The sequence below is a fragment of the Paenibacillus sp. BT-177 genome, assembly GCF_025846815.2.
GTDB lineage: Bacteria > Bacillota > Bacilli > Paenibacillales > Paenibacillaceae > Paenibacillus > Paenibacillus polymyxa_C.
This window is the reverse complement of sequence record NZ_JAOYTP010000013.1, coordinates 1-19149: the sequence shown is the minus strand read 5'-3', so window position 1 is coordinate 19149 and position 19149 is coordinate 1. Positions and strand designations below refer to the sequence as shown.

Sequence of the window (19149 nt, the reverse complement as noted above, 5' to 3'; positions counted from 1 at the left end):
AAAAAATATCTAAAATCAGGTCAAAAGTCGTACTGCGTAAACATCTTTGCAAAAGCCTCTTAGTCCGTTATAGATCCGTGGCACTTTGGCTTCCTTCGATACCAGTCCGAACACTGTAGGTCCGCTACCTGACATCAGCACCCCATCAGCTCCTAAACGGATCATGGAGTTTTTAAGATGCTCCACCTCTGGATACAGCTTTAATGTCACATCCTCCAGTACATTCCCCAGGGCATTGCATACATCGGTAAAAGAAGCATTACGAATCGCCTGCTCCATCTGCCGGGCAGACGGGTGGTGCGTAATCTGATCCGCTTTGACACGACCATACACTTCAGCTGTCGATACATTAATCGGCGGCTTGGCGAGGATCACCCAGCATTGTGGCGGATTCGGCAGTGGCTTAAGCAGTTCTCCACGTCCGCTCGCTAAAGCTGTGCCCCCTGTAATACAGAAAGGTACGTCTGAACCCAATTCAGCACCCAGTACTCTTAATTCCGCATCCGAGATACCAAGTCTCCACAGCTTGTTCAGCCCACGCAATGCTGCGGCAGCATCGCTGCTTCCGCCTGCTAATCCTGCAGCCACCGGGATATGCTTATCCAGATGGATATGGACGCCTGTAGACACGTTATAACGTTCTTTGATCAGACGCGCAGCCTGAAAAGCCAAGTTCTTTTCATCTAACGGTATGTACCCGGCTTGGCTTGAAATAATAATGGTATCACGCGGTAACTCGGACATCGTCAATCGGTCGGATAGATCGACCATAGTCATAATCATTTCGACCTCGTGATAACCATCGTCCCGCTTACGTAGAACATCAAGCATTAAATTAATTTTCGCCGGTGCTTTTTCATATATTTTCAAGGCGTTCACCCACCTTCAACTTTTCCCTCAAGACAGCTTAACATATTATATCAGACTCAGCCTGTCAAGTCATGAGGTTCAAAAAAGCGGAGATGCCCCGGTATGACCCCGGATATCCCCGCTTTTTATCAGCACCACCGATGGCTACGATTTGCGAGAAGCCGCCTGCTCTGCAAGCTGAATGGCCCGCTTGACCATATTGCCCGCATCCTTGGCTTTAATGCCTCCCCAGCCTTCTTCCTTAACCGTGTCGTAAAACCCAAGATCTTTGGCCAGTTCATACTTCAGCTCTTCCGACATAACACTCCGTCTTCTTCGGCTCATGCATACGCCTCCTTCGGCAATGGAATAAGGAAGATCATTCCCGCCTTAGTATGTGCAGAGATATCATGCTTCATCCTGCTCTGTAAATACAAAACGACCCCGCCATTAAAAATGACGAGGTCGCCGTTAAACCTGCAAAGCTGGTATAAATCACGTAAAAAAGAATTAAGGTGTTTCGAAATATTCGACTACACTTGTGTGGGAGTCGGGATCATATACACTGACCTCCACCGACTCGGTAAGAATGTCAGCATAGCTGTAGGAGACACGTTTAAACGTCTGTTGCTCCTGATCCAGCTTGACAATAAAAACAGAAGGGTACGTTTCTTCCAAGACACCAGTTCGTTCGACGGTCTTACGGCGTCCGCCGTTAGCCCGCAGCAAAATTTTTTGCCCTACATGTGCGTCGAGACTGCGTTTGATTTCCAACAGCGTATTTTTAGCCATTGCCTAACGACCACCTCTTTCCTTGTCCATTATAACGAATTTTAGAGGGATTGTCAAATCAAGCTAAATATTATAACAACACGAAAAATAAGTTGTCAATTTAATTTTTTGCGAACAGGAATAATATGCATAAAAAATGACAAAAAGCCTCTAAAAAGAGACTTTTGTTCAGATATATCCTATCAGGCACATTTGAATTTCAGATCGCTGAAGGCGTTACTTTAAGCGTTGACAAATTTTCAAGCTTCGGCAAACCGATGCGGTAGCTTCCCCTTGTTTCAATTCCACCCACTCCGCGGCTGCCACTGATGGTCTGATGAAATAAGTCTCCCATATTGACTGTATCACGGATTGAAGTAAATGCGGCCTTGGCAGCCACGTAAACGGGGTCCAGAGCGTGAATCAGGATACGCCCTGGGGAGCTAGCAAAATTGGCTCCCGCACGTAGCAGCGCCTCAAAATGGGACTGGCACGCCCCCGCTACAATTGTCAGTGAATCCAGATGACGCTCATATTGTCTGGCTACCTGAATCGCTGCCACAAAATTTTGCGAATTCTTGTAGCTTTTCAAGCTGTACAAATCGTAAGGTTGCGGCTGCTTCAGCACACCATCATGTCCAGTGATGACTACAATATCAGGACGAATGCGGGGAAGCAGTCGATATAACGTATCCGCCATTGCCGATTCGTGAACGTGATGTCCCTCAGCGGGAACACGGAGCTGTTCATATAAACTGAGACATTTTCTTAAATAGCCAGGATCTCCATCCAGATGAAGAACCTTTCCTGGCATTTCAAAATACGTCGACTCTACCGGATCACTCCACTCTCCAATCAGAGCCGCCTGGCTACGGGCAGCTTGCTGCTGGCGTGCCCGTTGCAAAAGATTAAGAGACTCCCCGGCCTTAATGTGGGCCTGTTGAGTCTTACCGCTAATCTGGTCTGCAGGCACTCTGACCAGATCGTTCACCGGGGAATCGGCCAGTAGCCGAAATTCCGTCCCCTTAATGATCGCTTTATCCCGCTGGATGTCTTCAACGCGAAACGTGACATCACCACCGTACGATTTCCGAACGACCAAGTCTCCTAAACTCATCACACTGTATCACCCCTCCTATATCGTATGGGTAAATACACAGTTTGGTTCCAACTTAGGATATACCGGCCTCCAATAGCACGGCGCTCAGACGCGCAAATTCCTCGATACTCAGCGTTTCCCCTCGACGGGAGGGCTCAATATCAGCTTGTTGCAACAGCGGCTCCAGCGTGTCCCTGTTCTCTTTGGTGAAGAAGCGGCTTTTTAGGTTATTTGAAATGGTTTTACGACGTTGGGCAAAAGCGGCATGAACCACTTCAAAAAAGTGTTTCTCGTCCACCACTTCCACCGGAGGGACTTCTCGTACACGCAGCCGAATAACTGCCGAATCAACATTCGGCTGAGGAATAAATACTGTATTCGGCACCGTACAGACTAACTCAGGCTCGCTGTAATATTGCACGGCTATGCTTAAGCTGCCGTAATCCTTCGTACCAGGAGACGCAGCCATGCGCTCAGCCACCTCCTTTTGAATCATAACGACGATATTCTCCAAAGGAAGCTTGTCCTCCAGTAGACGCATCAGAATCGGTGTAGTGACGTAATACGGCAGATTAGCGACGACACTCACTTTGCTCACGTCTGCAAAGTCAGCTGCAAACACTTCACGCAAATCCAGCTTTAACACGTCTCCATGGCGAACCTTTACATGCTCGTAAGGGGCCAGCACTTCTTCAAGAATGGGCAACAGCCGCTGGTCAATCTCAACAGCGGTAACTGCCTTAGCGGATTGCGCCAACTTCTCGGTCAAAGCTCCAATGCCCGGACCGATCTCAAGCGCGCCCTTTGTATCATCCAATCCGGCAGCATTTACGATCTTGCTCAGAATATTTTGATCAATTAGAAAGTTTTGTCCCAGACTCTTTTTGAACGAAAAACCGTGCCTTTGAATAATTTCCTTCGTACGCCGCGGTGTTGCTATATCTTGAATCCCTGTCATACGGATATCACAATCCTTCACTTTCGATTTGTGCCAGCGCACTGGCAAATTCCTCACGACTGATCTGAAATACAGAGAGCCGCTTATGTAGCTGCTTTCCGTTACAATAGCCAATACCCAGTACATTCCCCAAGGCCATACGGCGTGCAGCAGCATTGGGGTGGGTAATAAGTCCAGCGTCAATCAGGTCCGCCATTTCAATCAGCGGTTCGGCGCCTTCCACTGTCGTATGTACCCGCGCGAGAGCGTGTCTGATGGCTTCCGGGGAGGCATTCTCCACGCCAATATCCCCTTTGCGTGTCGCCTCTGCCTCAGGTATAAAAGCCTGCTTGCAGCCGGGGACCTTGGAGGCGATGATTTTACGGATACGCTCCCCTGCATGATCGGGATCAGTTAAAATAATGACCCCTCGCCGTTCCTGCGCCAATGCAATTTTCCGCAGCGTCATTTTATTAATGGCTGAACCGCCAGTTTCTATCGTATCTGCTTCGACAGCACGGCGAATGGCTACCGTATCATCCCGGCCTTCCACCACGATCACTTCCTTGATCATCTTCGTTTCCCTCCACTGCTACACAGCAACATATATTATCTTTCCCTGCTTTTGAAAACAAAATAAGAAGAGGATATCCTCTTCTTAGCATGGCATTACTATGTTGTTAATACTATCGCATTGTCCTCAACATACACAACCTGTTTTAGTTGATTTCCGGCTTTACAGGTCCGATAACATATACGGTTTTACCGTGCTTACGACCAAATTGGTTAGCCCGGCTTAAACTCTCATAATACACATCGATTTTGTGGCCTTTAATCGCGCCACCGGTATCCTCCGCACGGCGGAAGCCTACCCCTTCAATATACACCCACCAGCCGATTGGAATTACACTCGGATCGACAGCGATGGTGCGTCCTTCCGTGACACGCGTGCCGGAGGCGGTACGTGTACCGATACCTGGCTCCTGGGCGGAGTACGCCGTCATGGAGACATTTTGTAAAACTTTTTTATAATTAAAATTAATACCTGCTTTACGGACAGCACTGCCCGAACTAACCTTTGTAGCCTTAACCGCATCTTTAGGGCTGATGGAAGCAGCTAGAACGACCGGTTTTTTCTTCGTTCCTACCGCAATTACCTTATCCACACGATTTTGTGCGACTTCCTTGTTGACCAGCTGTTTGGACACCAATTTTCCATCATGGTATACCTTTTGAACATGCTGGACTACCACACCCGATTTGCCACTTTGAATGACTCGATTATCGCCTTTATAGAGACTTGGATCTGCCGTTTTGATGACCTGATAAGGCACTTGTTTTTTCTGTTCGACCTGCTGTTTCTTCACACGGACGATTTTTATGTCCATGTTAGCTGAAACAGAGGCATCCAACGCAGGGTAAACTTTATCCGTTGATGATAATTTATAGCCCGAAGTGCGAATGGCACCCTCTACTGTATTTTCTGTTGTGTACAGCTTTTTCGTCTCATTGCCTGAGGATACTTTAACCTGATTGGCACGTTTAATGACTACGCGATCCCCATCCTGTACTGCCCCGTTTAGCGGCATGGAAATTGTATCATGCGGCTGAAGTGAAATAGAATGCTCATTGAGCAAATCTTGGAGCTTGGATTCCCGGGTTTCTACCGCAGATGCCTTACCATCGATGACAAAAAAGACTTGTTTTTTAGATTGCGTGTACATCAGAATTGAAATCATAATCGTTAGTGCGATTAGAAAAATAGCAACCAAAGCAGCCTGGCGCACATTCTCTTGCTTCCAACGTAATACGTAAGACATGCTGGATGAGCGTGACTCATGGGTCTCCTCTTTTCGGAAAATGCCCATTTCCTCCGTCCTCCTTACATAGCCCGCCGTCTGGAGTAAGACATAGTTGATCGTTGACGTGACTATAACAGATTTTCTACAAGACAAGCCCGTACTGCGACTGTCCTGCACCATGTACCCGTCTTCGCGGCATGCTGTCCTCCCCTGTTTAACCACAGTATGATGACAGATTTTCTTTTATTCACAACAAAAAAGCCAAGGAAAGAGACTAGAGAGCTCTTTCGTGGCTTCCGACATGTGTGAATATGCGGGAAAACTCATGCACGAGATGGCTTCTCTCTTGTTACGCTTACGGGGTTAGCTGTCGGGTTCGGACGTAGAGAGTCGCCCTAGCTTAGGTCAACCGCTCATGGCGGTCGCCTTCACATTCACCCCGAAGACCCAGAAAGAAATCGAAATACGGCTTCTCTACCTGTTCAATCCCATCCAGGAAATGAATTTCGGTCGAGCCGACTGCTGAAGAGATAATATCTCTTGCATATACGCCGGACGTACTGTAAGCCATATCGGTTCCCCCGTTCCCTGTAAAAGGGACTCAGCGAGACTGGTTCATGAAATGATTTGTTGATGTTTACACTCAACAACAATTCACTGAAAAGATGATATCCTGTTTCCATGCATGTTGTAAAGCAGGTTTCAAGTACATTTTTCAAAATATTCGGTTAAAAAATTGTAATATTCTTGAGTTTCCTGCAACAAAATCATAATTAGCTCCGTCTATCTCTTTATTTTGATTGATTTCTTCGCTTTTTCACTGAATGTCAAATCGTTCCAAGCCATTTTGGGTCGTAATGGATACCAATTCCTCCACCGTAATTCCCTTAATTTGGGCGGCTGCCTCTGCCACCAATCTCACATATGCCGACTCATTTCGCTTCCCACGAAACGGATGAGGCGTCAAATAAGGCGCGTCCGTTTCAATAAGCAGACGGTCCAGCGGTACCTGGGCCAGCACCTCTTTTGGCTGCTTGGCATTTTTGAACGTTATGGGCCCGCCGAAGGAAAGGTGGAAACCCATATCCAGCACCATTTTAGCTGTCTCCCAACTCCCAGAAAAGGAGTGCATGACTCCGCCAATCTCGCCCGCCTTTTCCTCACGTAAAATCCTCACAATATCTTCATGTGCATCCCGGTTATGGATAACAATTGGCATGTTGAGCTCACGTGCCAGGCCAATTTGATTTCGAAGTACCCGCTGCTGCACATCCTTTGGTGATGTATCCCAATAGTAATCCAGACCGATCTCTCCGATCGCTACAACCTTTTTATGACTGCATAACGATGCAATCCATTCTAAATCACCCTCCTGCATTGTAATGGCATCCTGCGGATGCCATCCAACAGCTGCATAAATAAAATCATACGTCTCAGCCAGCTTCATGGTGGATGGAATGGTCTCACGATTAAATCCGATATTGATCATCCGTGTTACTCCTGATTCGACAGCACGTGCTATAACTTCTTCACGGTCTTCGTCAAATTGTGGCGCATCTAGGTGAGTATGAGTGTCGAATAAATCCAAGGTTTTCATCTCCTTTTCTTACTTACATTTCTATATATTTGTCTATTGTTTGACAAAATAATTCCTTATTTCGGCAGGGAGCCTTTCTTTTACCCCGTTCAATTTATTCTGGGGAAAATACATGTGATATTTTCCTCGGTGAATGCCACTTATTGAGCGTACAATTTCTGAAACTTCGGATATTTCCCGCACCTCGCCCTGACGTCCAAGCAGTAAAATCTGGTTGTCCGTTGAACCGCCCTGCCGAAACACATCATAAGGAAGATCTGTCGGAAAATCAATTTCAAGATCATATTCAGGATGCAAGCCAGCCTTTTCCAAAGCCTCTCGAATATGGTCAACGGTATCTGTATCCATATTTTCAATCTCTACATATTTATACAATCTACGATCCATAAAACGGCTGCTCAAATCACTTAAAATTTCGTCCTTTTCTCGTTTCCATTGGCTAAATACCGTCTGAATCAAAGACTCATCCAGCATCAAATACTGCTCCACTGTTAGCTCTCCTTTTAATAGATCGGGCAGCGGATCTAGCAGAAAACCAAACTCATATCCGTTTTTGAACAATTCCTTAGCTCTCTTGAAAATTTTACGTAACAGGATTTCTGAGCTGCGTGTTACAGGATGGAAATAAATTTGCCAGTACATCTGGTAGCGTGACATTAGATAATCCTCTACTGCATGCATACCCGACTCTTTTACGACAATTCTCCCATTGTGAGGGCGCAGCAAACGTAAAATACGATCCAAATCAATTGTTCCGTAGTTAACACCTGTTGAATGAGCATCCCGCAACAAATAATCCATACGGTCAGCATCCAGCGGGCTTGTTACCAAGTTGACAACAATCGGCTTATCATACGTTTTGGCTATAACCGCCGCGACCTTGTGGGGCAACATCTCATCAACTAGCCGTAGCACAGCGTTGATCTTCGTGTCCCCCAGTACAATGCGGCATGTCCAATCCTCATGGTTCATATGAAAGGCTTCTTCAATTGAATGAGAAAATGGACCGTGCCCCACATCGTGCAACAAAGCGGCACACAGAGCAATCAGTCTTTCTTCCTTAGGCCAGTCGGGAAAATCTCCACGTTCAAATTGAGAAATAATACGTCTCGTAATCTCATATACGCCCAGTGAATGTGAAAACCGGCTATGCTCCGCTCCATGAAACGTAAGATAAGATGTGCCTAACTGCCGAATGCGTCGTAACCGTTGGAACTCCGGCGTATTGATCAATCGCCATATCACAGTATCCTGAACATGGATGTAATTATGTACCGGGTCCTTAAAAACTTTTTCTTCACTGAGTGGCTGGTGCAAGATATCAGCTCCTTTAATATTCGGAATAATGGATTAAAATACAATAAAATCCTAAACGTTCTCCCTTATTCGACATCATTTGTCGTATTTTGTCGAATTATCACTTTTCGACATTTCCAAATCAATAATAAGGCAAATCATCCGTAAAATAAGGTAAGGTACATGAATAAAGCTCTTTGTTCTAAATACTTTTGCATAATTAGGCTGTTACTACTTTTTTTAGGTTGACTGTTTTGGGAATCGTTGGTATAGTAAATATCAGAAAAGAGAAAATTTTGTCGAATCATGACACTTATATTATTTTAAACGGCGAGAGGAGCCTGATTTATTATGATGAAATCCACTGGTATTGTAAGAAAAGTTGACGAGCTCGGACGTGTTGTTATTCCAATCGAATTGCGCCGTACCCTGGGAATCGGAGAGAAAGACGCTTTGGAAATTTACGTTGATGGCGAGCGCATCATGCTTAAAAAATACGAGCCTGCTTGTATCTTCTGCGGCAATGCTGAGAACGTAATTTACTTCAAAGGGAAAATTGTTTGCCAAGATTGCATTTCTGAAATCCCAACACCTGTGACAAACTGAGAATTTTAGTATATAATAGACTTATCAGAGATTGTTAATTCTAACCTTTTTCATATATACTCCTTGTTGCCTTCCACGGTTTGAACCCAACCGTTGGAAGGCCCTTTTTTGTTTAGACACGTATTCATAAGAGTGCGTTGTACACGTCCCTCTTGGAAATTGAACGGTCTGTGGCTGTACGTTTCATGGCATCCTTGCGAGTAAGCCCCTCTGACTCGTAATGCGCGACATGAGACTCCAAAGATAAATCCTGCCACCATGCCTGCCGCTCCTGTTCTTCTTCCTCTTCGTTTTTCCCCTCAACGACCAGACAGTATTCACCAAGCGGCGGATTTTCCTCTAATTTTGCAAGACAATGCTCCACCGTTCCACGCACCCATTCCTCATGCAGCTTGGTCAGCTCACGGGCAAGCACCACTTTGCGTGATCCTAATGTTTCCTTTAATACCGTCAATGTCTTTACAATACGGTGAGGAGATTCATAAAAAAGAATTGTGCCATGGGATACCTGAAATGATTGCAATAACTTCTCTAGATCCTTTTTTTCCCTTGGAGGAAAACCAGCGAAGGTAAACCTCTCTGTATCCAGTCCTGAGGCAATTAAAGCCGATAGTGCCGCATTTGCTCCTGGGATAGGAATAACACTGATTTCTGCTTCAAGTGCCAGCTTGACCAGATCCGAACCAGGATCAGAAATGGCCGGTAGACCTGCATCGCTAACCAGTGCCAAATTTTTTCCTTCTATTATATAACGTATCAGTTCAGGCCCACTGGCAGCCTTATTATGTTCATGATAACTGAAGAGCATTTCCGGCGTGATGTCGAAATGTGTGAGCAGTTTGCGTGTCTGTCGCGTATCCTCAGCAGCGATAATATTACATAACTTTAGGGTGTTAATTGCCCTAAAGGTCATATCATCCAGATTGCCAATCGGTGTGGCAACGAGATATAACTTTCCCCGTTCCTCTTCACGGTTACTAAAGCTTTTTTGTACAGCTGCTGTCACACTGAATCCTCCTTACTTACTTCTCCATAGATTTCTCTTATTTCCTGAGTATAGTTCCCATCTTCCTGATATACAATGAGTGGGGGTAATAGGCGAACCTCCGGTTTGCCGTCACGCATCGCTTCAACAAGTACCATATTCGCTTCCATGTGAATCCGTGGGTGAACAAAACGTATCCGCTTGGGTTCCAGGCTATAACTGCGCATCAAGGATATAATCTCACCCAGCCGCTGTGGGCGGTGAACCATCGATACTTTCCCTCCATTACGGACAAGCCGGGTACATGCCTGAATAACTTCTTCGAGTGTGCAGTTCACTTCATGACGCGCAATAGCCTGGTGAGGATTCAGCTTGATATCGCTACCATTTAGCGGCATATAGGGAGGATTCACGGTAATCGCATCATACACACCATGTCCCGTGATTTGAACCAGTTCACGCAAGTCTCCTTCCCGGATCTCAATCGCTGCTTCTAATCCATTCAAACTGACGCTCCGTCTAGCCATATCTGCCAGGCGTGGTTGAATCTCAATTCCTTCAATAGATGCTTTGGTGCGTGTCGTCAGCAGTATGGGAACAACCCCATTGCCCGTGCACAGATCTAGAATCCTCCCGCGCTGGTACGGAATACCTGCAAACCGTGCCAGCAAGACCGCATCCATCGAAAAGCTGAACACTTCATCACTTTGGATAATACGCAGATTATGTGAAAGCAGATCATCAATTCGTTCAGACTTATTTTCATTTTCGTACATAATGCTCTCCCATCCTATAACCTAAATCGCTTTTTACTCATACTTCCTTACAAAAAAGCCGTAGGCATCTTGCTCCTACGGCTTGTTTTTATTTATTCAAAAATGACAGACAGAAGAGGCAATCGCCTTCTGTTCGCAAATGTCCGTAATACACGTTGCATATATGAAATCCTTCATGATACAGCCTTGCCAGATTGTCGTAGCCTTCGCCCACGACCTCACCCGTTTCCTCTTCATCCTTAACGACGATCGGAGGAGGAAGTTTCGGCTTGCTTGCCGTCTTTTCTTCTCCAGAGGTCTCACGTTTGAGCATCTTGCGCACCTGTTCGTTTTCAATCGTTAGTCGTTGATTTTCCTCCAGCAGCTCTTTTACTGCCAGTTTCAATTCACCCAGATCGCTATGCAACTGTCCCATTTGGGTTTCCATTTCGTGAATACGCGCAAAAACATTTAATTTATCCAAGTTTCCACCCCGAAGCAACCTAATGGTTTACTTGACGACTACATCGTCCATTGGAAGTTCCTTGACCTTACTGATCTCAAACAGTTGAACATGTACCGTACGATGGCCTGCATTGACACCTACCACTTTTCCTTCTCCCAGAGAAGTGATAACCATCTTACCTACCTGAGGTAGCTCTTCTCGCATGCTCTCGTAGTTATCATGTTCAAATTTGAGACAGCACATCAATCTTCCGCACAACCCGGAAATTTTCGTCGGATTCAGCGACAAGCTCTGATCCTTCGCCATCTTAATAGATACCGGGTCAAAATCCCCCAGCCATGAGGAACAACACAGAATACGCCCGCAAGGTCCGATTCCACCAAGCATTTTAGCCTCATCCCGTACTCCGATCTGCCGCAGCTCAATTCGTGTACGAAAAATGCTGGCCAAATCCTTTACAAGCTCTCGAAAATCAACTCGACCCTCTGCCGTAAAATAAAAAATGATCTTATTGCGGTCAAATGTAAATTCCACATCTACCAGCTTCATTTTAAGGTTATGGTCTTTAATTTTATTTAAACACGTACCGAATGCATCCTTGGCCGCCAATTTATTCTCTTCTACAACAAGAGCGTCATCATCTCCGGCAATACGAATGACTTTTTTTAAGGGTAGGACAACATCCGAATCATTTACTTCTTTTTTGCCCACCACAACCTTGCCATATTCAATCCCGCGTGCGGTCTCTACTATGACGCAGTTTTCTTTCTCCACTGGAAGGTCCAGCGGATCAAAATAATAAGTCTTGCCCGCCTTCTTGAAACGGACACCCACTACACTATACAAAAATTAACCCCCTTGTATGCCACTAAACCTCATTTGTAGCCGACATTGTACGAATGGCCGCAATTGAAGTCTCACTGTCGCACAAACCGGGAACCTGGCGTCGCGGATTGTGCAGAGTGGAACAAGCGCGCCTTCCTGTTAGCCGGTGATAGAACCGCTTGTATCGGACAACCCAATCAGAAGCTGCTCCACGCATAATTGTCCGTTGACGTGAAAACGGAGCTTCTTCCTGCAATTCGCGGCCAAATCCATATAAGAGACCCATTGTTCCGTGCTGCGGGTGATTGCCAATTTGGAGACGGACTCCAAATGATCTATGAAAACAATGCTTTCGTGCCTTCCGTAACGGAAATGAAGCATATCTTTGAACCACAAATGAAACAGATGAAACAGAATATCCAGGTGATCAGAAAGTCCAGTTTTAAAAATCTTCTGTTGAGCCAGAATAATTGACGAACTCCCCCGGCTCATGGACTCCTTCACTAATTGTAACACTACGTTTCTAATTTCTGCAAACCAATTCTGCTGGAGAATTTCTCTACATGATTCCAGTCCGGAAGCCATATGAACCACTGACCGGACAAGTCCTGCCGTATAGCCTTCCCCAATTAACGCCTGCATCATCATTTCCGGCTGTAAAGCGTGGAAAGGTACCTGCTGTGTCCGCGATTGAATCGTAGGCAGCAACGCCTGTCCATTTTCAGAAATGAGTATACCGACCACAGGAATCTGAGGCTCCTCCAAAAATTTAAGCAAGCTGTTAGCAGCTTGCACTGTCATGGTATCCGCCTGCCGAATGATATATACCTTAGGGTTGGAGCTTTCAGATTTGTATGAAAATATTCGTTGAAGCCCACGAATCTGATCAATTTTAATCGTTGCCCCATCAGGCTCTACAATGTGCAAGTCCGGGTGATTCCCGTGCTCTACCTTGCGGCATGACAAGCACTCCCCACATGCATCATCCGTCTGTTTCTCACAGAATAAAGCCTTGGCAAAGGTCTGTGCCATGTTCATCTGTCCGCTTCCCTGCGGTCCGCTAAAAACATAAGCATGGCTGACTGTGTGATTCCGCAATGCACTCTGCAGCATTTTTTTGGCTACATCCTGCCCCAATATATGTTGGAAAGACATATTTCCTCACTTTCTCCACTGAAAACAACGATGAACCATCAGCTAACCGTTATTTCCCCGGGCGAGTTTGTTGCTGGTCCGATGATCTCACCCTCAAATCATGGTTCTTCAGTATAACTGTACTGCTGTTTGCATACTACGTTTGCCCACATGTACATAGTCAAAAATAATCTGCCAGCATGATCAGCAAGCAGATTATTCCATCGTGGCAACAGCCCATCTGTATTCATTTATAACATAAGACTGCATTTTAAAATGAAAGATTAATCAACAAACCTCTAATCTCACCGACTCCTTGTAAAAGCTCAATCTTCCCTTGCTCGGTATCAAGCAGCTCATCTGCCATTTTGAGCAATAGCTCATCCACTTCATCAATGAGCTTATAACGCTTGCTGCGTCCCCGACGATCCCATCCCTTTGTGTCCTTCATAGACACGCCACGCCGAACTGTATCTTCCAGAAACCGTTTGACCAGCATCTTATAGGCCTTCAACTCACGAATCGTCATTGAGCGAGCAAGCCGGTCTCCCTGCATTTGAATTTCCTTAAAGCGCCGGTTCAATTCCTCCTTCGAAGCCTGCTCCCCATTTTGCTGCATAACATCGGAGAAGCTTTTCGGTTGAATTGGCTTAGCACTCGTTTCATTTGTAGACAATGTACTGTGTAAAGGGCGGTAGCCCGGATTTATTTTCATATAAACCTGCTTTCTCCCCGGATGCTTCCCTTTTCCCTCAACGAACAGTTCAATAAAGAACTCGGGAGTCTCTTCGGCTTTCCGGGGGCTGCGCTGTAGCGCTGCCGTTTTAGTGGATCTGCTCCTCATTCCCATCATGAGCGAGAAACAGTCATTTCCACTTTCATATCGGCAAAATAGGTTCTATTGTGTAGATTCAGAAATGCTCGAAACGGTCTACAGGCATCACGAAAACTGTCGCTCCACCCACCTGCACTTCAACAGGCAACGGCAGATAGGAGTCCGTCGTCCCACTCATAGGGGTAACGGGTGTGACCAGCTGTTCACGTACCTTGCAACTGCTGCGAATGACATTCATCAACGAGTCTACCTGATTGTCATCAACACCAATCATAAATGTCGTATTGCCTGCACGCAGAAATCCTCCTGTACTGGCCAATTTGGTAGCACGAAAGTTAGCCTTCACCAGTCCGCTGGATAATCTATTACTGTCCTTATCCTGTACAATCGCAATAATCAGCTTCATCCTGTATTCCTCCTTCAAGTCATACTAGGGACACCTTGTCCCTAGATCAATTTTACCGTATATCCTTCGACAATTATACGCTAAAATTCTGAATAAACCGTTTTTTCAGCAAATCCTTCAATACTTGCTCTACCTGCTCTGGTGCGGGAGATGCGTCCACAATCGTAATTCGTTCCGGAAATTTGCGAGCCAGCTCCAGATAAGCCTCTCGTACCTTATGATGAAACGATATGCTCTCCATATCGAGGCGATCCATTTCCTCTCCCCGTGACGCATTAATTCTTGCCAACCCCAATTCGGGCTCAATATCCAGATAGAACGTGGCATCTGGCTCCCAATCATCTACCGCAAAGCGATTAATCGAAGCTACCTCTTCAATTCCGATTCCTCTTGCAAACCCTTGATAGACCAGGCTACTGTCCACAAAACGGTCACACAATACGATAGCTCCTTGTTCAATAGCCGGCTTTACCTTCTCCACCAAATGTTGGCGCCGCGCCGCCGCATATAAAAGTGCCTCTGTTCGGGCATCCATACTGGTATGAGCAGGATCCAGAATGATAGAACGAATCTTTTCAGAAATTTCGATGCCGCCCGGTTCCCTCGTCGTGACGACTGGATGGCCTTCTTCCTCCATATACTTTGCCAGTCGTTGGATCATGGTTGTTTTACCGGAGCCGTCTCCCCCCTCCAGCGTAATAAAAATGCCTTTGCGATTCATGTTATTCCCTGCTTTCCTGCCTGAAAAATAAAAGTCACCCACAGGCTGCGTATGCTTCTTTTATCCAGTCTTCTGTATTTGTTAATTCTCTAGTATCTAATCTTTATTGTAAACGGAATACCCGAATCGTAAGCATACTTTCATCTGCTATCCCTTGCCATTTAGCTCCTAGCTCACGTAGACGAATCATCCGTAGAGCAATCACTTCTGTGATCATTTCCCCTGCATATAGCAGTGGGATACCTGGAGGATACGGGATAATCATTTCAGCAGCTGTCCTACCAGCTGATTCCTCTACAGGCACGATCTCCATCTGATCCGGATTAATCGGTTGAAGCCCAAACTGCACCGGACTGGAGTAAGCCTTCACTCCATCATTGTTCCACGTGGAAAAATCTAATTCTGGCCTCTGCTGCTCTTTCCCCGCTAACTCCGGCTCATCAGCCGTCCCCTTAAATCTTATATCATTATTTATATGCACAAGAGCCTGCAACAGGTGACTCGCATCCCTAGCTATAGAGCCTAACGTAAACAATAAAACCACATGTTTCTCGTCACTCATCTCTGGAATACATCCGTAAGTCTCCAACTCACGTTTTAACCCAAACCCATCTAGTACACCCCATGTATCATACAGCACCATTTTAAAAGGGTCCTGAGTTGAGTACCCATTTGTCCTCTCCTCAGCCCTTTCCAGGGCCTCAGAGATCCCCTTCTGAGCGTCACACTTTTCACTTGCCTGCTGTGTAGGCTCTACCAAGCGAAAGCGTGGGAGCTGCGCCAGGCCCTTTCTAAAAGCGTCTGCTGCCGCTAAGCCCTCTGTAAAGGCATCCGTGCCATAAGCATCAATATACCATCTTGCCAAATCCAGCGAGGCCATTAATGGATACGAAGGGCTGGAGCTTTGCACCATAGCCAGCCGCTGACGGAGCAGTTCCCGGTGAATTCTCCGTCCTTGCACATGTAGCATGGCTCCCATAGTCATAGCTGGAAGCATTTTATGTGTCGATTGGACGACTACATCAGCCCCACAGGAAAGAGCAGAGACTGGCAAATGAGGATGCAGCCCATAATGAGCACCATGTGCTTCATCTACCATCAACGGCACATCGGCTGCATGACAAGCTTTAGCTGTAACAGTCAGATCATGCCCCATCCCATAATAGTTAGGCAGCGTAAGTAATACTCCTTTAGCCGAAGGATAGTCCTTGAGTGCAGCCTTTATCGTGTCTGTCGATGGAGCAACCGCCAGCCCGCTTAGTGTATCTATTTCTGGATCTAGAAATACGGCCTTGGCCCCTGATAGCATGAGACCGTTCAGTACAGATTTGTGTACATTTCGCTGTACCAATAGTACATCTCCTGGCTTCGTGCATACGGTCAAAATCATAGCCAAATTACCGACTGTGCTGCCTCCAATAAGCCAAAAGCTCTCTTCTGCACCAAAGCACTTCGCAGCCAGCTCCTGACCTTCACGGATTACGTCTTCTGGGTGATGCAAATCGTCCAGTCCGGTAATTTCCGTCGCATCAATAGACATCACCTCTTGCAACAGAGACGCCATTTCTTCATGCCTATAGACTTGTCCATTTTTATGACCGGGTACATGGAAAGAAGCATTTCCCTGAGAACTGTAACGTATTAGAGCTTCCACTAATGGTGCATGAACCGTCTTTTTCCCCATCATTCTGCAATCCTTCCAAACAAAGCTTTATATCTACCCTATTTTATCGTAAAATCAAGCGGAATCCTACTTTTACTCACAGAAAAAAAGGCCCGTATCGACAGACCTTGGAATGCCTATCCTTCAAACACTAGCTAGCGAAGGATATTATGCATTTTTCTGTACCCAAATTTGCTTTAGTTGATCAATAAAAAAATGATATTTGGCGTCAGTTGCATCCGTGTGCACCATTTCGGCTTCACACGTATCACAGATAAACTCGGAAACGATAAAAATGCCTTCATGTTTGTGTTGTCCGCATATGATGCAGCGGTGGTCACCTTGATCATGCATATCCATCCCACCTTGTTTCTTTTACTATCAGTATGGGTCACTTTCTACTATTTTAAACCTTTTCATAGCCCAGTTCGACGATATACTCTATATATATTCCCCTTGGGCTATTATGGTGTTTGTACCCCGTATGTTTAAAAAAACAGCCGCATATGCCGATATAATAAGAAAAGCTTCTATGTATGGATGCCCTTTCATCGAAGCCTTTGTACACTTCATCAGTGAGAGCTTTTCCTGTAATTATAGAATAGGTTAGCTAACGCTAGATGTCGTCGTTCTATACTCTTACAAAAAATAATTGATGCTTATTAAAGCGGCATGAGCGAAGTACCGTCCCTTTTTCCGGCCGTGGACGGGAAGCCACTTGTGATGCAGTAGATTAATGAAAGGACTGTTCGCATGACAGAGGAAACCGGAACCAAAGCTACCTACTATCACTACAAGCTCATCAAAAAAATCAATATACCGCGTCAGCTGATATGGAGTCACCTCACACTACCTGTTATTATGCTTCTCTTTCTGATTCTTGCCTTTTCCTGGACCAGTGTATTTTTGTTTGCTCTTGCCTTTTTCCTAACCTTATGGGTACACTTCGTAATCTCGCGATCTGTCCTATACATAGGTGGTGGGACAGCCTTCCGCAAACGCTGGGCATTCCAGCGCAGGTTGCCTTGGCTAGGCTATATGACAGACCAGTACATAGGCTATAGGATTTTTCGTCGTGTGCACATACATACACTCTGGATTGGTATCTGCTTGTCTGCCGTATTCATTCTCTGGTCTCCACCAGCCTTTACCGTATCCTTACTCTTCTGGCACCTATGGCTCATTGCACCGCGTTTATACGTCTTGAGTCGGCTTACAGGGGAGAGAAAAGACGGCATGTTGAAGTTCACCGATGAAGAAGCCTCCTACTATCAACAGTAAATCAATTCACCTCCTATCTGTACAGATCGAAACTTCAACTAATGTATCTTCAACGCTTCAGCCTAAGAATAATAAAAAGGAGCAACCCGACCCGGGTTGCTCCTTTTTTGTAATTTAACAATTATAATCCTTTTATTCTCTCACTAAATAGACTTTATCCACATTATATATGTCGTTAAAGTAGTAAATCAATCTATACACAAATATATAAAAGGAAGCCACTCTCTACACAATGGCAGTTTCAAGTGCTTCCCCATCTTATCATTCATCATTATACGCACAGCAAACCAATACGGTATGAGTTAACTATGACCCCACAATACATCTTGTGTTGCATACTTAAGTGAAAATCGCACTCTTAATTAAGGTTTACACTTTTACTCTTCACGGTAGCTTTTCTGTCTTTTGGAACCAATACGGTAAAAGAACCATCATGCACAGACAAATGCACCATGTGTTTATTTTTCTGGAACACCTTCTGATTCGAAGTAGATAAATTCGGTTCCTCAGTCCAGCCCCAGGCTGCAATCTCCTCCAGATAAGGAGCAGGTAGACTATCGCTTTCCTTCAACGCTGGCAGCGCATAGCGTACATAGTCCATATCCGAATTGCTGCTGGCCCGATCAGTTTTACTAGCTTCTTTGGGAACCGGAAACGTCTTCTCGTTAGCAGCGCCCTCAAACGATGTCCAAGAAGGCTCCTCTTCCACGCACCCGGTAAGAACCGCGACAGCGACACTGAATAGCATCAATAGAGCAAGCCATTTATTTCGCCGCATGATCTTCCCTCCTTACCAGCCTGATTGACTATACAAAATCCTATAATGGAGTTTGCATAATTCTGCAATATAGCAGCGTATGTGTATGGGATTCAATACCTATATTATACAGGGTTTGCTCTTACATTCCGTAACAAAAATGTTACCTTCCTTTTGTAAGGATATTTCCAAATTACATCTATATGCAAAAAAAGAACCATAATCTTAATAAGATCATGGTTCTCTACTTGTTGCTTGGCAACGTCCTACTCTCCCAGGACCCTGCGGTCCAAGTACCATCGGCGCTGGAGGGCTTAACGGTCGTGTTCGGGATGGGTACGTGTGGAACCCCTCCGCTATCGCC

The 19149-nt window shown here is 45.6% G+C and carries 22 protein-coding genes, 1 rRNA gene and 1 riboswitch; of the genes, 2 read left to right on the top strand and 21 right to left on the bottom strand.

Annotation, left to right across the window (positions count from 1 at the left end; translation table 11 throughout):
* Positions 1–15 precede the first annotated feature (15 nt).
* From ispE to OIU26_RS23610, 9 genes are all read right to left on the bottom strand, one after another.
* Positions 16–870: a 4-(cytidine 5'-diphospho)-2-C-methyl-D-erythritol kinase gene (gene ispE, locus OIU26_RS23650; RefSeq protein WP_264218223.1), complete on the bottom strand. Its 855-nt coding sequence runs from the start codon at positions 868–870 to the stop codon at positions 16–18.
* Between the two features lie 144 nt (positions 871–1014).
* Positions 1015–1194, bottom strand: coding sequence for a small, acid-soluble spore protein, alpha/beta type (locus tag OIU26_RS23645; RefSeq protein WP_007428013.1), 180 nt, complete (start codon positions 1192–1194; stop codon positions 1015–1017).
* A 165-nt stretch (positions 1195–1359) separates the two neighbouring features.
* Complete coding sequence (gene veg / locus OIU26_RS23640; RefSeq protein WP_013308120.1) at positions 1360–1641, bottom strand: biofilm formation stimulator Veg; 282 nt, start codon at positions 1639–1641, stop codon at positions 1360–1362.
* 199 nt (positions 1642–1840) lie between these two features.
* Positions 1841–2737: a sporulation peptidase YabG gene (yabG, locus tag OIU26_RS23635; protein ID WP_014599339.1), complete on the bottom strand. Its 897-nt coding sequence runs from the start codon at positions 2735–2737 to the stop codon at positions 1841–1843.
* A 55-nt stretch (positions 2738–2792) separates the two neighbouring features.
* Positions 2793–3677, bottom strand: a complete 885-nt coding sequence (gene rsmA / locus OIU26_RS23630; RefSeq protein WP_013368670.1) for a 16S rRNA (adenine(1518)-N(6)/adenine(1519)-N(6))-dimethyltransferase RsmA — start codon at positions 3675–3677, stop codon at positions 2793–2795.
* Positions 3678–3684: 7 nt separating this feature from the next.
* The gene (gene rnmV / locus OIU26_RS23625) at positions 3685–4230 is read right to left on the bottom strand and encodes a ribonuclease M5 (RefSeq protein WP_013368669.1); all 546 of its coding nucleotides are present in this window, start codon (positions 4228–4230) and stop codon (positions 3685–3687) included.
* Between the two features lie 145 nt (positions 4231–4375).
* Positions 4376–5524 carry a 3D domain-containing protein gene (locus OIU26_RS23620; protein ID WP_165083907.1) on the bottom strand — a complete coding sequence of 383 codons (1149 nt, stop codon included), beginning with the start codon at positions 5522–5524 and terminating at the stop codon, positions 4376–4378.
* A 270-nt stretch (positions 5525–5794) separates the two neighbouring features.
* A riboswitch (cyclic di-AMP (ydaO/yuaA leader) is annotated at positions 5795–6075 on the bottom strand.
* A gap of 200 nt (positions 6076–6275) precedes the next feature.
* Complete coding sequence (locus OIU26_RS23615; RefSeq protein WP_264218222.1) at positions 6276–7046, bottom strand: TatD family hydrolase; 771 nt, start codon at positions 7044–7046, stop codon at positions 6276–6278.
* A 42-nt stretch (positions 7047–7088) separates the two neighbouring features.
* A complete protein-coding gene (locus OIU26_RS23610) occupies positions 7089–8372 on the bottom strand; it encodes an HD domain-containing protein (RefSeq protein WP_264218221.1) in 1284 nt (427 codons plus the stop codon).
* A gap of 330 nt (positions 8373–8702) precedes the next feature.
* Here OIU26_RS23610 and OIU26_RS23605 point away from each other — a divergent pair, with 330 nt between their 5' ends.
* Positions 8703–8957: an AbrB/MazE/SpoVT family DNA-binding domain-containing protein gene (locus OIU26_RS23605; RefSeq protein WP_007428005.1), complete on the top strand. Its 255-nt coding sequence runs from the start codon at positions 8703–8705 to the stop codon at positions 8955–8957.
* Between the two features lie 124 nt (positions 8958–9081).
* On the opposite strand, the gene rsmI is transcribed toward OIU26_RS23605, so the two are convergent.
* The 10 genes from rsmI to OIU26_RS23555 all read right to left on the bottom strand — a co-directional run bounded on the left by rsmI (position 9082) and on the right by OIU26_RS23555 (position 17101).
* Complete coding sequence (rsmI, locus tag OIU26_RS23600) at positions 9082–9963, bottom strand: 16S rRNA (cytidine(1402)-2'-O)-methyltransferase (RefSeq protein ID WP_264218220.1); 882 nt, start codon at positions 9961–9963, stop codon at positions 9082–9084.
* A complete protein-coding gene (locus OIU26_RS23595) occupies positions 9960–10718 on the bottom strand; it encodes a tRNA1(Val) (adenine(37)-N6)-methyltransferase (protein ID WP_264218219.1) in 759 nt (252 codons plus the stop codon). Before OIU26_RS23595 ends, rsmI begins: the two co-directional genes overlap by 4 nt.
* 88 nt (positions 10719–10806) lie before the next feature.
* Positions 10807–11181 (bottom strand): DNA replication initiation control protein YabA, encoded by a 375-nt coding sequence (gene yabA / locus OIU26_RS23590; protein ID WP_013368663.1) that lies wholly within the window; start codon positions 11179–11181, stop codon positions 10807–10809.
* A 27-nt stretch (positions 11182–11208) separates the two neighbouring features.
* Positions 11209–12009 (bottom strand): PSP1 domain-containing protein, encoded by an 801-nt coding sequence (locus OIU26_RS23585; protein ID WP_013368662.1) that lies wholly within the window; start codon positions 12007–12009, stop codon positions 11209–11211.
* 138 nt (positions 12010–12147) lie between these two features.
* On the bottom strand, positions 12148–13143 hold the full coding sequence (gene holB / locus OIU26_RS23580; RefSeq protein WP_013368661.1) for a DNA polymerase III subunit delta': 996 nt from the start codon (positions 13141–13143) through the stop codon (positions 12148–12150).
* Positions 13144–13393: 250 nt separating this feature from the next.
* Positions 13394–13837, bottom strand: a complete 444-nt coding sequence (locus OIU26_RS23575; protein ID WP_013368659.1) for a YaaR family protein — start codon at positions 13835–13837, stop codon at positions 13394–13396.
* Positions 13838–14033: 196 nt separating this feature from the next.
* Positions 14034–14363: a cyclic-di-AMP receptor gene (locus OIU26_RS23570; RefSeq protein ID WP_007427998.1), complete on the bottom strand. Its 330-nt coding sequence runs from the start codon at positions 14361–14363 to the stop codon at positions 14034–14036.
* Between the two features lie 73 nt (positions 14364–14436).
* Positions 14437–15084 (bottom strand): dTMP kinase, encoded by a 648-nt coding sequence (tmk, locus tag OIU26_RS23565; protein ID WP_013368658.1) that lies wholly within the window; start codon positions 15082–15084, stop codon positions 14437–14439.
* Between the two features lie 103 nt (positions 15085–15187).
* Positions 15188–16771 (bottom strand): DegT/DnrJ/EryC1/StrS family aminotransferase, encoded by a 1584-nt coding sequence (locus tag OIU26_RS23560; protein WP_264218218.1) that lies wholly within the window; start codon positions 16769–16771, stop codon positions 15188–15190.
* A 144-nt stretch (positions 16772–16915) separates the two neighbouring features.
* Positions 16916–17101: a sigma factor G inhibitor Gin gene (locus tag OIU26_RS23555; RefSeq protein ID WP_013368656.1), complete on the bottom strand. Its 186-nt coding sequence runs from the start codon at positions 17099–17101 to the stop codon at positions 16916–16918.
* 399 nt (positions 17102–17500) lie between these two features.
* On the opposite strand from OIU26_RS23555, the gene OIU26_RS23550 reads away from it, so the two are divergent.
* Positions 17501–18028, top strand: coding sequence for a hypothetical protein (locus OIU26_RS23550; RefSeq protein WP_264218217.1), 528 nt, complete (start codon positions 17501–17503; stop codon positions 18026–18028).
* 358 nt (positions 18029–18386) lie between these two features.
* Here the strand turns inward: OIU26_RS23550 and OIU26_RS23545 are convergent, their stop codons facing one another.
* Both OIU26_RS23545 and rrf read right to left on the bottom strand, forming a co-directional pair.
* The gene (locus OIU26_RS23545) at positions 18387–18806 is read right to left on the bottom strand and encodes a hypothetical protein (protein ID WP_264218216.1); all 420 of its coding nucleotides are present in this window, start codon (positions 18804–18806) and stop codon (positions 18387–18389) included.
* Positions 18807–19038: 232 nt separating this feature from the next.
* A 5S ribosomal RNA gene (rrf, locus tag OIU26_RS23540) occupies positions 19039–19149 on the bottom strand; the annotation flags it as partial.